Below are 13,117 nucleotides of genomic sequence, written 5' to 3'. Positions count from 1 at the left end.
CCGGTTTTCGTCCGAAGGAACGGGAACGGAATGACCGACAACAACGACGACAAGACACACAATGCGCCGGCCAAGAAGACTCTTACCCTGAAACCGGGCGGGATGAATCAGGGTACCGTGCGGCAGGACATGGGTCGAGGTCGCACAAACGCGGTTGTCGTGGAAACACGCAAGCGCCGCCCTCTGCGTCCCGAAGACGAGAAGCCGGTTCAGCCTGTTGTGGCGGCACCGGCGCCTAAGCCGGCGGCCCCAGCGCCTTCGGCACCGCGTCCGCAGGCTCCGCAGCAACGCCTTCAGCAGCCGGGTGGCCAACAGCAGCGTCCGGGTTCTTCCCATTCGCAGCAGCGCCCCGGCTCGTCCGCGCCGCAGCAGCGCCAGCCTGACCGTCCGCGCGGCAATGTTCTGCATGACCTTTCCGCAGGCGAGATGGAAGCCCGTCGCCGTGCGCTGATAGAAGCGCAGGCTCGCGACGTTGTCGAGGCCAAGCAGCGCGCCGAAGACGAGGCGCGTCGCAAGGTCGAAGAAGAACACCGCATCGCTGCTGAAAAGATAGAAGCCGCAAACCGCGCTGCCGAAGAGGCTGCTGCGGCCAAGATTGCGGCGAGCCAGCCTGCCACGGAAGCAAAGTCCGATCTGCCGGCTGCGGCCGCTACGCCGGCGCCACGCGCTGACGCCCGTCCGCAGTCTGCCGTCACCGCACCCCGTTCCGCTCCCGCCACGCCCGATGCCGCCGCTCCACGCGGACGCCGCACCGGTGGCGACGAGGAGGACGATCGCGGAGCAGTTCGTCGCGGCAGCAGCCTTCCGGCCCGCGGCAAGGTCGTTGCTCCGGTTCCGGCCAAGCCCGCAGCACGCCTGAAGACAGAGGAAGAGCGCCGTCGTGGCAAGCTGACCGTGACCGCCGCCAATCTGGAAGAAGACGGTACGCCGCGTGGCCGCTCAATGGCATCCATGCGCCGCCGTCAGGAGAAATTCCGTCGCAGCCAGATGCAGGAAACCCGCGAAAAGGTTTTGCGCGAAGTCATCCTGCCGGAAACCATCACCATTCAGGAACTGTCGCAGCGCATGTCCGAACGCGCGGTTGACGTCATCAAGTTCCTGATGAAGGAAGGCCAGATGTTGAAGCCGGGCGACGTGATCGACGCCGATCTGGCGGAACTGATCGCAGTCGAATTCGGCCACACGGTCAAGCGCGTTTCCGAATCCGACGTTGAAGAGGGTCTCTTCAACAAGTCCGACGATGAAGGCGAGATGGTTTCCCGTCCGCCGGTCGTGACGATCATGGGTCACGTCGACCACGGCAAGACCTCGCTGCTCGACGCCATTCGTCAGGCAAACGTGGTTGCCGGTGAAGCCGGTGGCATCACCCAGCATATCGGCGCCTATCAGGTCGAGAAGAACGGTCAGAAGATCACCTTCATCGACACCCCCGGCCACGCCGCCTTTACGGCAATGCGTGCCCGTGGCGCACAGGCGACCGATATTGCCGTACTGGTTGTTGCGGCAGACGACAGCGTGATGCCGCAGACGATTGAATCGATCAATCATGCCAAGGCGGCCGGCGTTCCGATCGTCGTTGCCATCAACAAGATCGACAAGCATGAGGCAAACCCTGAAAAGGTACGCCAGCAGCTGTTGCAGCACGAAGTTTTCGTGGAATCGATGGGTGGTGAAGTTCTCGATGTCGAAGTATCGGCCAAGAACAAGCTCAACCTCGACAAGCTGCTCGAAGCTATCCTGCTTCAGGCGGAAATCCTCGATCTCAAGGCAGACCCAAGCCGCACTGCGGAAGGTACGGTCATCGAGGCCGAGCTGGACCGTGGACGCGGTGCCGTCGCGACCGTTCTCGTGCAGAAGGGTACACTGAGGCCCGGCCAGATCATTGTTGCCGGCGATCAGTGGGGCCGTGTGCGCGCGCTCGTCAATGACCTCGGCGACCATGTCAAGGAAGCCGGTCCGGCCATGCCTGTCGAGATCCTCGGCCTTTCCGGCACGCCTTCGGCCGGTGACCGTTTCGCGGTTGTCGAAAACGAAAGCCGTGCCCGCGAGATCTCCGAATACCGCCAGCGTCTGGCTCGCGACAAGGCTGTCGCCCGTCAGACCGGCCAGCGCGGCTCGCTGGAACAGATGATGAGCCAGCTTCAGACCTCCGGCCTGAAAGAATTCCCGCTGGTCGTCAAAGGCGACGTGCAGGGTTCGATCGAAGCCATTGCCGGTGCACTCGACAAGCTCGGTACGGACGAAGTTCGCGCCCGCATCGTCCATTCGGGCGCAGGCGGCATCACGGAATCGGATATTTCGCTTGCCGAAGCATCCAATGCCGCCATCATCGGCTTTAACGTGCGTGCCAATGTGCAGGCTCGTCAGGCAGCCGAACGTGCCGGTATCGAAATCCGCTACTACAACATCATCTACGATCTGGTGGATGACGTGAAGTCGGCCATGTCGGGCCTGCTTTCGCCGGAACGTCGCGAGACATTCCTCGGCAATGCCGAAATCCTCGAGGTGTTCAACATCACCAAGGTCGGCAAGGTCGCGGGTTGCCGCGTCATCGAAGGCAAGGTCGAACGTGGTGCGGGTGTGCGTCTGGTGCGCGACAACGTCGTCATCCACGAAGGCAAGCTCAAGACCCTCAAGCGCTTCAAGGACGAAGTCTCGGAAGTGCCTGTTGGCCAGGAGTGCGGTATGGCCTTCGAGAACTACGAAGACATTCGCGCTGGCGACACCATCGAGTGCTTCCGCGTCGAACACATCACGAGAACGCTCTAAGCGTCTCGCCGCAAAACAGGATTTATCTGTCGGGCGCCGGCTTAACCGGCGCTCGCTCCGTTTGAGGCATTACCAATGGCAAAACCAACATCATCGGCCCCTTCGCAACGCATGCTGCGCGTCGGCGAACAGGTGCGCGCCGCACTGACCCAAATTCTCCAGCGCGGCGAAGTCCGCGACGATCTGATTGAAGCCACCGTCATTTCCATTTCGGAAGTGCGCATGTCGCCCGATCTCAAGATGGCAACCGCTTACGTGACGCCGCTTGGCGTTGCGGATCATACCGACATCATCACCGCTTTGAACCGCCACGCGAAGTTCATGCGCGGTCGCCTCGGCCCCCAGCTGCGGCAAATGAAATACATGCCGGAACTGCGCTTTCGCGACGATACCAGTTTCGACAACTACCAAAAGATCGACGCGCTTCTGCGGTCACCGGAGGTGCAGCGCGATCTCGGACCTTCAAACGAAAAAGACGACGAACAGAACTGAAGCATGTCCAAACCACGCAAACAGCAGTCCCGCAAGCCGAAGGGCCGTCCGATCTCGGGCTGGCTCATCCTCGACAAGCCGCTCGATTTCGGCTCCACCGAAGCCGTTTCCAAAATCAAATGGCTGTTCAACGCCCAGAAGGCGGGCCACGCCGGAACGCTCGATCCACTGGCTTCCGGCATGCTGCCGATTGCGCTCGGCGACGCCACGAAGACCGTGCCCTACGTCATGGACGGCCGGAAAATCTACGAATTTACCGTCACCTGGGGTGAAGAACGCACGACCGACGATCTGGAAGGCGAGGTGATGAATTCCTCCGACCAGCGCCCGGACGAACAGGCGATCCGTGAAATTCTGCCCAATTATACCGGCGTGATCATGCAGACACCGCCGCAGTTTTCCGCGATCAAGATCGCCGGCGAACGGGCCTATGATCTGGCGCGCGAAGGCGAGACGGTGGATATCCCGGCACGCGAGGTGGAAATTCACCGCCTGACGCTGCTCGCCTGCCCCGACGCCAGCACCGCGCATTTCGAAGTGGAATGCGGCAAGGGAACCTATGTGCGTGCGCTTGCGCGCGACATGGGCCGCGATCTCGGCTGCTACGGTCATATTTCGCAATTGCGCCGTACCATGGTCGCGCCATTTGGCGAGGACATGATGGTGCCGCTCGAGACTTTGACGGCTCTGGAAGCTATCGAAGACCGCGACGAGCGGCTCGAAGCGCTGGATGCCTTTCTGACCGACACGGCGGAGGCGCTTTCGGCACTTCCCCATCTCGTCATCAGCGACGATCAGGCGCACCGGCTGAAGATGGGCAACCCCATCCTGCTGCGTGGGCGTGACGCACCGGCCAATCATCCAGAGGCATATGCCACCGCGCATGGTAAGCTGGTTGCCATCGGCGAGATCGGTGAGGGCGAATTCCGGCCGAAGCGGGTTTTCGGCTGAAGCGAGCCTAAAGCGGCGCAGTCAATCGCCTCTTTCAATTGTACCCGGAATAGTTTATAGGCAGCGCCAGCTTGGGCTTTGCCTATGCTGCCGAATGGCCAGAGCTGGACGACATCCCGGCTCTTGGCGTCCCATTTTTTCCTTAAAATAGAAAGGATCGTCCGATGTCGATTACTGCAGAGCGCAAAGCCGCCCTCATCAAGGAATATGCAACGAACGAAGGCGACACCGGTTCTCCGGAAGTTCAGGTCGCTATTCTGACCGAGCGGATCAATAACCTGACCGGTCACTTCAAGGACCACAAGAAGGACAACCACTCCCGTCGTGGCCTTCTGACGCTCGTTTCGAGCCGCCGTTCGCTTCTCGACTATCTGAAGAAGAAGGACGAAGCCCGTTACAGCAAGCTGATCGGTGCTCTCGGCATTCGCCGCTAAAACCTTATCCGGCGGGTTTCGCAAAGATACCCGCCGGTTTTTATATCGGGCCTTTTGCAGGCCATCTTGAATTTCCGGGCGTTTGCCGCAGCTATGGCCCCCGGACGATAAGGTAGCCCCGGATGGGCCGGTGCAGCCTTTTCAACCGCAGACCTGTCATGGGGCAGGATTGCCGGATGCTTGGACTTTGAAAGCCTCCGGCTGTCTTGCCCGTGATTGCGTCGTTCGTTGCCCCCTGCAAGGCGGGCATACACAAACAAGGACAAGATATGTTCAATAAACACTCCGTGGAAATCGAATGGGCTGGCCGCCCGCTGAAGCTCGAGACCGGCAAGGTTGCCCGTCAGGCTGACGGCGCCGTCATCGCAACCTACGGCGAGACAATGGTTCTCGCGACCGTGGTTTCCGCAAAGTCTCCGAAGCCGGGACAGGACTTCTTCCCGCTCACCGTCAACTACCAGGAAAAGACCTATGCAGCCGGCAAGATCCCCGGCGGCTACTTCAAGCGCGAAGGTCGTCCTTCTGAAAAGGAAACGCTGGTTTCCCGCCTGATCGACCGTCCGATCCGCCCGCTGTTTCCTGAAGGCTACAAGAACGACACGCAGGTTGTCGTAACGGTCATTCAGCACGATCTGGAAAATGACCCCGACGTTCTGTCGATGGTTGCCGCATCCGCTGCGCTCACACTGTCCGGCATTCCTTTCATGGGCCCGGTCGGCGGCGCGCGCGTTGGCTACATCAACGGCGAATATGTTCTGAACCCGCATCTTGATGAGATGGATGAATCGGTTCTGGATCTGGTTGTTGCCGGCACGCAGGACGCCGTCCTGATGGTGGAATCGGAAGCCAAGGAACTCAACGAAGACATCATGCTCGGCGCCGTCATGTTCGGCCACCGGGGTTTCCAGCCGGTTATCGACGCGATCATCAAGCTCGCTGAAGTCGCCGCCAAGGAGCCGCGCGAATTCGAACCGGAAGATTTCTCCGCGCTCGAAACCGAAATGCTCGGCCTTGCCGAAACCGAACTGCGCGCTGCCTACAAGATCACCGAAAAGGCTGCCCGTTACACCGCCGTCGACGCCGTGAAGGCGAAGGTCAAGGCTCACTTCCTGCCGGAAGAAGGCGAAGCGAAGTACAGCCCGGAAGAAATCGGCGCCGTCTTCAAGCACCTCCAGGCCAAGATCGTTCGCTGGAACGTTCTCGACACCAAGAGCCGTATCGACGGCCGCGACCTGTCGACCGTTCGTCCGATCGTTTCGGAAGTCGGCATTCTGCCGCGTACGCACGGTTCTGCGCTGTTTACCCGCGGTGAAACCCAGGCGATCGTCGTTGCGACGCTCGGCACCGGCGAAGATGAGCAGTATGTCGACAGCCTGACCGGCATGTACAAAGAACGCTTCCTGCTGCATTACAACTTCCCGCCCTACTCGGTCGGTGAAACAGGCCGCATGGGCTCCCCGGGCCGTCGCGAAATCGGTCACGGCAAGCTCGCATGGCGCGCGATCCGTCCGATGCTGCCGACTGCGGAACAGTTCCCCTACACGCTACGCGTCGTTTCGGAAATCACCGAGTCCAACGGCTCCTCGTCGATGGCAACGGTCTGCGGCACCTCGCTTGCACTGATGGACGCCGGCGTTCCGCTTGCCAAGCCGGTTGCCGGTATCGCCATGGGCCTCATCCTTGAAGGCGAGCGCTTTGCGGTTCTCTCCGACATCCTGGGTGACGAAGATCACCTCGGCGACATGGACTTCAAGGTCGCCGGCACCGCCGATGGCATTACCTCGCTGCAGATGGACATCAAGATCGCCGGTATCACCGAAGAGATCATGAAGATCGCTCTGGAGCAGGCACAGGGTGGCCGCAAGCACATCCTCGGCGAAATGGCCAACGCCATCACCGAAAGCCGTGGCCAGCTCGGCGAATTCGCACCGCGCATCGAAGTGATGAACATTCCGGTCGACAAGATCCGTGAAGTCATCGGCTCCGGCGGCAAGGTTATCCGCGAAATCGTTGAAAAGACCGGCGCCAAGATCAACATCGAAGACGACGGCACCGTGAAGATCGCATCTGCTTCCGGCAAGGAAATCGAAGCGGCCCGCAAGTGGATCCACTCGATCGTTGCGGAACCGGAAGTCGGCCAGATCTACGAAGGCACGGTCGTCAAGACCGCCGACTTCGGCGCATTCGTCAACTTCTTCGGCGCGCGCGACGGCCTGGTTCACATCTCGCAGCTCGCCTCCGACCGCGTTGCCAAGACGTCGGACGTCGTCAAGGAAGGCGACAAGGTCTGGGTCAAGCTGATGGGCTTCGACGAGCGTGGCAAGGTTCGCCTGTCCATGAAGGTTGTCGATCAGGCAACCGGCAAGGAAGTTGCCGCCGACAAGAAGAAGGAAGACGGCGAAGCCGCTGCCGAATAAGGCCGCGTCGCCAGACCCTATCGAGGCGCGGGTTTTGCCCGCGCCTTTTTTCTATCCTACCTTGAGGACGCTCCAATGAGCCGTGACGCTGTTAAAACCCTTTTCCATCCCTTTGCCGCAGAGATGCTCGACATGCCGAAAGAGGGCGAGCGCGTGCTGTTTCTGGGAGCGGAAGCCGGCCCGAGGCTTGACGGTTTTGACGCTGACATCGTCGCGGTCCAGAACTTTCGGCCGCTTTACCGGGCTCTGCAGGCTCAGGCCGCAGAAGTCACCCCGGATATTTCGGGCGAAGATTACGATGCAGCGCTGCTGCTGTGCGGTAAACACCGCGGCGAGAACGAAAACCGCGTCGCCGAAGCGCTTTCACGCGTCAAGGCGGGCGGTTTGATCGTCGCGGCAGGATCAAAGGAAGACGGCATCCTGACGCTGCGCAAGACGCTTGCAAAGCTCGGCATCGAGGCGGAATCGACGCCGAAGTACCACGGCGTCGCCCTCTGGTTCAAACGGCCTGATGATGTCGCATCCGCCGTGTCGAAGCTTGCCCAACATTCCGTCACGGTTGCTGGCCGTTTCACCGCCCTGCCCGGCATGTTCTCGCATGACCGGGTGGATGACGGCTCGGAGCTTCTCGCGTCGCGCCTCCCGACCGACTTTGACGGCAATGCCGCCGATTTCGGTGCGGGCTGGGGTTATCTCTCGGTCATGCTGGCGGAAAAATCGCCGCGCACGGCCCGCATCGATCTTTTCGAAGCGGACTGGAACGCGCTCGAATTCGCCAAGACCAATCTTCTCGAAAACAATCCGCGGCTGACGGCACGCTTTTTCTGGCAGGACCTGGTAAACGAGCCGCCGAAGGAAAAATACGACCTGATCGTCATGAACCCGCCTTTCCATGCTGCGGGACAGGCGACTGAGCCAGCTCTCGGTCAAGCCTTCATCAAAACGGCGGCCGGCGCGCTTCGCAGTGGTGGAAAGCTGCTGATGGTCGCCAATCGCGGCCTGCCCTATGAGCCTGTCCTGGCGGCGGAATTCCGCACCAGCGCAGAGGTGTGCCGCAACGCCCGCTTCAAGATCCTGAGCGCGCAGAAATAATCAACTCGGCACAATAATCAGCTCAACAGCCATGCCCATAGCGATACGGAAAGAACGCCGGTCGCTGTGGAAATGCTGATGGTGGAGGCCGCAACGCTGTGGCCAATACCGAAGCGATTGGCGATCAGCCATGCATTCACCCCCGTCGGCACCGAAGAGGTGAGCACAAGTGCGGCTGTCCATTCACGGCTGAGGCCGAGAGCATGGCCCACGGCCCACACGCAGGCGGGCAGAAGCAGCAGCTTGAAGACCGTCATGGTGACGGCGATCCCCAGATTGCCGCGAATGGTGTATTTCGTCAGCGCCATGCCGAGCGAAATAAGCGCCGCAGGCCCCGCCATGGAGGCGATCTGCTCGACCACGGTTTTGAGGATGGGCGTCAGCGATACGCCTGAAACATTGGTCGAAAGCCCGATGATAAGTCCGATCACCAGCGGATTGGTGATGAGGTTGCGGCCGACCTGCTTAAAGACAGCAGCCATGCCGCGCTTTTCGCCGCCGACAGCCTTGTGCGTGGCGTTTTCCATCAGGATGGTACCGGCGATCATCATCACCGGCAGGTGGATCGCCAGCAGAATGGAGAGGGCGACCAGCCCTTCATCCCCCACGGATCGTCCGACGAGCGGCAGACCGATGAAGATATTATTGGCAAAGGCCGAAGAAATGCCCGCTATCACTGCAATGCGGACATCCTGCTTGAAGACATAACGCGTGACGATGTGACCGACCGTCCAGGTGACGGCGACGCCGGCAAAATAGGTGATCCACAATCGGAAAGGCGATGCGCCGTGAAAATTCGCTTCGGCGAGCGTGCGGAAGATCAAGGTCGGCACGGCGATCTTGAACACGAAATCGCTGAGAATCTCGCCGACATCGGCCCTGAACAAACCGGCCTTGACGGTCAGCCAGCCGATCAGGATGAGAATGAAAATCGGAGCGACGTTCGCGGCAACGGCAGACATGAAGGGAAAGCTTTCGCGGCTTTTGCGGGAGATACCGAGCTTTAGAGCGTTTTCCACGGGAAGGGAATCACGAAAACGCTTCACCCCTTTGTTTTCATGCAATAGCTGGCGAAACCAGCGAAACGCCTGCCTCGAAAGCTCGCTCCATCGTCCGACATCAAACGATGCTGTGGCGCTCAAAAGCATCACCCGCCAGAGCGATCTCACTTGTGGCATTTCGAGATGAGCGGCTGAAACGGCGAACCAAAAAGAAAAAGCGGGGTTTCCCCCGCCTTTTGTCATGTCCGTTATATGCCGCCAGTACATCCGTGACGGAGATAACGGTTGAGCCGGAAGACCTCATGTCCGCCATTCAGGTGCGCATTCACACACCTTTTGCTCTGACCGGAGTGATAGCTTAACCATATTACAGGCAAATGACGCATCTCGCGCGCTCCTGGAGAACCGCATATTTCTCCTATGGGCTTTTCTTGCCGCCAGAAATGTTTAAGACCGTTCGAAAATATGTATCCCTGCAAACCGGATAGGGCCTATGACGAAATTCGACGTATTGACTGTCGGCAATGCCATCGTCGACATCATTTCCCGCTGTGATGATCAGTTTTTGAATGACAATGCCATTACCAAAGGCGCAATGAACCTCATCGACGCGGAGCGAGCCGAACTGCTTTATTCGCTGATGGGACCGGCTCTCGAAGCTTCCGGTGGAAGTGCGGGCAACACGGCCGCAGGCGTGGCGAATTTCGGCGGCAGGGCCGCTTATTTCGGCAAGGTGGCGGAAGACCAGCTCGGAGAAATCTTCCAGCACGATATCCGCGCGCAGGGCGTCTATTTCGAAACCAAGCCGGAAGGCACATTTCCGCCGACCGCCCGTTCGATGATCTTCGTCACGGAAGACGGCGAACGCTCGATGAACACCTACCTCGGCGCCTGCGTCGATCTCGGTCCGGAAGACGTCGAAGAGAATGTGGTGGCGGAAACGAAAGTCACCTATTTCGAAGGTTATCTATGGGATCCGCCGCGCGCCAAGGACGCTATTCGCGAATGCGCCCGCATTGCGCATGAAAACGGTCGCGAAGTCTCCATGACGCTTTCCGACAGCTTCTGCGTCGATCGCTACCGCGAAGAATTCCTCGACCTGATGCGCTCCGGCACGGTGGACATCGTTTTCGCCAACAAGCAGGAAGCTCTTTCGCTCTACGAAACCGACGATTTCGAGCTGGCGCTGACGAAAATCGCAGCCGATTGCAAGATCGCAGCGGTGACGATGAGCGAAGAAGGCGCCGTTATTCTGCGCGGCACCGAACGCGTGAAGGTAGACGCCTATCCGGTATATGACGTGGTTGACACAACCGGTGCAGGCGATCTTTTCGCCGCCGGCTTCCTGTTCGGTTACACGCAGGACCGGTCTCTGGAAGATTGCGGCAAACTCGGCTGCCTTGCTGCCGCGGCCGTCATTCAGCAGGTCGGGCCGCGCCCGATGTCATCCCTGAAGGCGCTGGGCGAGAAACACGGCCTTATTTAAAGGCCTCGCCGGGGTAAGCGCCCCAGATTTCGCCCTGCGATACCCAGCCTGAGGCCTGACCGGCCTCGGCGCGACACCAGTCGCCGTTGCATTCGCCGATCCTGAAGACGACGCCCGGCTCCAGCCGCGCAGTGACGGAGGCGCCCGACTGCGCGTCGCGGCGCATGTTGACGTAAACATCCTTGCCCTTGCCACGCATCCAGGGGGCTGCGACGGCCGTGCGCTCGCCGGAGAGCAGCGCCTGATTGACCCAGCCTTCCGTGCCGTCGGCATCGCGGATGCGACGCCAGTTTTCGTATTCCTGAATGATTTCGACCGGCATTCCGGATTTCATATACATCCAGGATACGGCATAATCCGTGCTGGGTCCGATGCGCATGTTGACGCGCTTGGATTTCAGACTGACAAAACGGGGCAAGGGCAAGCCGCTTGCGCCCTTCGCAGCGCCCTGCGCCATGGCTTCGTTCGCCACGCCAGGGAGGCCCAAAGACAATGCAATGCAAACCATAGAAACCACACTGCGCATGCCCATTTTCCGTTTCCTGCCTTCTGCAAACCGGATGATATTCGAGGAGGCTCATTTCCACACGCCTCAAGCTTCAGCGAGTTTTATTTGTCTTCGCCGGTGGGTCTGGTAGAAACGCCCTGATTGAAAGAAATTATCGCTCTTTCTGGTTAATGACTTCTGAACAAGGCAGCGGCAAACGATGACCCACAAGAAGAGACCGACAGTCTATATCACCCGCAAATTGCCTGACGTCGTCGAAACCAGAATGCGGGAACTCTTCGATGCCGAATTGAATATCGACGACAGGCAACGCAGCGAGGAAGAGCTTGTGGCTGCCATGCAGCAGGTCGACGTTCTGGTACCGACCGTTACGGACCGCATCACCGCCGCCATGATCGAGAAGGCCGGGCCGCAGCTGAAGCTGATCGCTAGCTTTTCCAACGGCATAGACCATGTGGATGTGGACGCGGCGGCCCGACGGGGCATTACCGTTACCAACACCCCCAATGTGCTGACCGAAGACACCGCCGACATCACCATGGCGCTGGCGCTTGCCGTGCCGCGCCGCATGATCGAGGGCACACGAGTGCTCGCCAATGGCGCGGACGAATGGCTGGGCTGGTCGCCGACATGGATGCTGGGGCGGCGCATTTCCGGCAAACGCATCGGCATTGTCGGCATGGGACGCATCGGAACGGCGGTTGCCCGACGCGCCAAGGCCTTTGGCCTCTCCATTCACTACCACAACCGCAAACGCGTCAACCCGGCCACCGAGGCGGAGCTTGAGGCGACCTACTGGGACAGTCTCGATCAGATGCTGGCGCGGGTGGATATCGTTTCCGTCAATTGCCCTTCGACACCTGCGACCTATCACCTGATCTCCGCGCGGCGGCTGGCGCTGATGCAGCCGACCAGCTACATCGTCAACACGGCCCGTGGCGATATCATCGATGAGGCGGCGATGATCCAGTGCCTGCGCGACGGCAGGATCGCCGGCGCCGGCCTCGACGTTTATGAGAACGAGCCTGCGGTCAATCCCAAGCTCATCAAACTCGCCAGGGAAGGCAAGGTCGTGCTGCTTCCGCATATGGGTTCGGCAACAATCGAGGGCCGTATCGAGATGGGCGACAAGGTCATCATCAACATCCGCACGCTTTTCGACGGGCACCGCCCGCCGAACCGGGTTCTGCCGGGGCGGAGCTGAGCCGGTTCAGACAAGCCTCGTTTAATCGTCATATGCGATGGAGAGTTCAATGAGAGTCCAGACGAAGCTTTTCCTGCTCATTTCCGTTTTGCTCGTTCTAATCAATGGGCCAGTCCGGGCTGCTTCGCTTTCACCCGAGCAGACTGCGGAACTCTATTATCGCGCCTGGTTGAATTTTGATCGCGGCAGCATGCTTCGCCTGAATAAGGAGTGGGGATCTTCGGGTGGCGGCCCGCGATACACCGACATGGATCTGGTTGCCAATCCGGTCGCATGGCAGCGCAAAAACAAGGGTGGCCATGCTCCAAAGGGAACCACCAAAGAACAGTCGGAGCAGTTCGCGCGGCTCTGGGTGGCGAGTTCGGAGCGGGCGCGTTGTCAGGCCGAACCTGCGCGTACGGGTTCGCCATCACCCCTAGGTCTCTTTGTGACCCGGATAAAGATGAACTGCTCCCTGCCGGATGTCGGGCCCGCATTCCGGCGGCTGAAGACTGTTGCGAAGGCGAACGACCTCGGCGATACCAGCCGCATGCCTTCCGTGAAACTTATGAAGCAGATGGTGGACGCCACGAAAACGGCCCCGCTCACGCACAAGGTCGCCACGGAAATCCAGCTATTCAGCGGGCCGGATAAAAGCGTTTGGCGGGTCGGATCGGCCGAAGTCCAACCGCAGACGGGTCTTGACCGCGTTTCAGCTGTCTTTCTCTCCGAAATGCTTCAGTCCGGCCTTTTGCGATAGGCTCGTCCTGCGTCTGCGAGCAGG

At 59.9% G+C, this 13,117-nt stretch carries 11 protein-coding genes; 9 read left to right on the top strand and 2 right to left on the bottom strand.

Annotation, left to right across the window (positions count from 1 at the left end; translation table 11 throughout):
* The first annotated feature begins 30 nt into the window (after positions 1-30).
* The 6 genes from infB to RS75_RS04780 all read left to right on the top strand — a co-directional run bounded on the left by infB (position 31) and on the right by RS75_RS04780 (position 8,155).
* Positions 31-2,769, top strand: a complete 2,739-nt coding sequence (gene infB / locus RS75_RS04805) for a translation initiation factor IF-2 (protein ID WP_045017955.1) — start codon at positions 31-33, stop codon at positions 2,767-2,769.
* Between the two features lie 75 nt (positions 2,770-2,844).
* The gene (rbfA, locus tag RS75_RS04800; protein WP_045017952.1) at positions 2,845-3,261 is read left to right on the top strand and encodes a 30S ribosome-binding factor RbfA; all 417 of its coding nucleotides are present in this window, start codon (positions 2,845-2,847) and stop codon (positions 3,259-3,261) included.
* A gap of 3 nt (positions 3,262-3,264) precedes the next feature.
* Complete coding sequence (truB, locus tag RS75_RS04795; RefSeq protein ID WP_045017950.1) at positions 3,265-4,212, top strand: tRNA pseudouridine(55) synthase TruB; 948 nt, start codon at positions 3,265-3,267, stop codon at positions 4,210-4,212.
* Positions 4,213-4,376: 164 nt separating this feature from the next.
* The gene (gene rpsO / locus RS75_RS04790) at positions 4,377-4,646 is read left to right on the top strand and encodes a 30S ribosomal protein S15 (RefSeq protein ID WP_003514294.1); all 270 of its coding nucleotides are present in this window, start codon (positions 4,377-4,379) and stop codon (positions 4,644-4,646) included.
* Between the two features lie 269 nt (positions 4,647-4,915).
* Positions 4,916-7,063 (top strand): polyribonucleotide nucleotidyltransferase, encoded by a 2,148-nt coding sequence (gene pnp, locus RS75_RS04785; RefSeq protein WP_045017948.1) that lies wholly within the window; start codon positions 4,916-4,918, stop codon positions 7,061-7,063.
* A gap of 75 nt (positions 7,064-7,138) precedes the next feature.
* The gene (locus RS75_RS04780; RefSeq protein WP_045017946.1) at positions 7,139-8,155 is read left to right on the top strand and encodes a class I SAM-dependent methyltransferase; all 1,017 of its coding nucleotides are present in this window, start codon (positions 7,139-7,141) and stop codon (positions 8,153-8,155) included.
* Positions 8,156-8,172: 17 nt separating this feature from the next.
* Here the strand turns inward: RS75_RS04780 and RS75_RS04775 are convergent, their stop codons facing one another.
* A complete protein-coding gene (locus tag RS75_RS04775) occupies positions 8,173-9,117 on the bottom strand; it encodes an AEC family transporter (RefSeq protein ID WP_045018328.1) in 945 nt (314 codons plus the stop codon).
* A 532-nt stretch (positions 9,118-9,649) separates the two neighbouring features.
* Between RS75_RS04775 and RS75_RS04770 the strand changes: the two genes are divergently transcribed.
* Complete coding sequence (locus tag RS75_RS04770; RefSeq protein ID WP_045017944.1) at positions 9,650-10,642, top strand: adenosine kinase; 993 nt, start codon at positions 9,650-9,652, stop codon at positions 10,640-10,642.
* On the opposite strand, the gene RS75_RS04765 is transcribed toward RS75_RS04770, so the two are convergent.
* Positions 10,635-11,168 carry an SH3 domain-containing protein gene (locus tag RS75_RS04765; RefSeq protein ID WP_045018326.1) on the bottom strand — a complete coding sequence of 178 codons (534 nt, stop codon included), beginning with the start codon at positions 11,166-11,168 and terminating at the stop codon, positions 10,635-10,637. The genes RS75_RS04770 and RS75_RS04765 overlap by 8 nt on opposite strands.
* Positions 11,169-11,349: 181 nt before the next feature.
* Between RS75_RS04765 and RS75_RS04760 the strand changes: the two genes are divergently transcribed.
* The gene (locus RS75_RS04760; protein ID WP_045017942.1) at positions 11,350-12,354 is read left to right on the top strand and encodes a 2-hydroxyacid dehydrogenase; all 1,005 of its coding nucleotides are present in this window, start codon (positions 11,350-11,352) and stop codon (positions 12,352-12,354) included.
* Between the two features lie 49 nt (positions 12,355-12,403).
* Entirely contained in the window at positions 12,404-13,093 is a 690-nt protein-coding gene (locus tag RS75_RS04755; protein ID WP_045017940.1) for a hypothetical protein, read from the top strand.
* Positions 13,094-13,117: the final 24 nt, after the last annotated feature.

Origin of the sequence: Rhizobium nepotum 39/7 (genome assembly GCF_000949865.1) — a bacterium.
GTDB lineage: Bacteria > Pseudomonadota > Alphaproteobacteria > Rhizobiales > Rhizobiaceae > Agrobacterium > Agrobacterium nepotum.
This window is presented reverse-complemented; position numbering and strand designations above follow the sequence as displayed.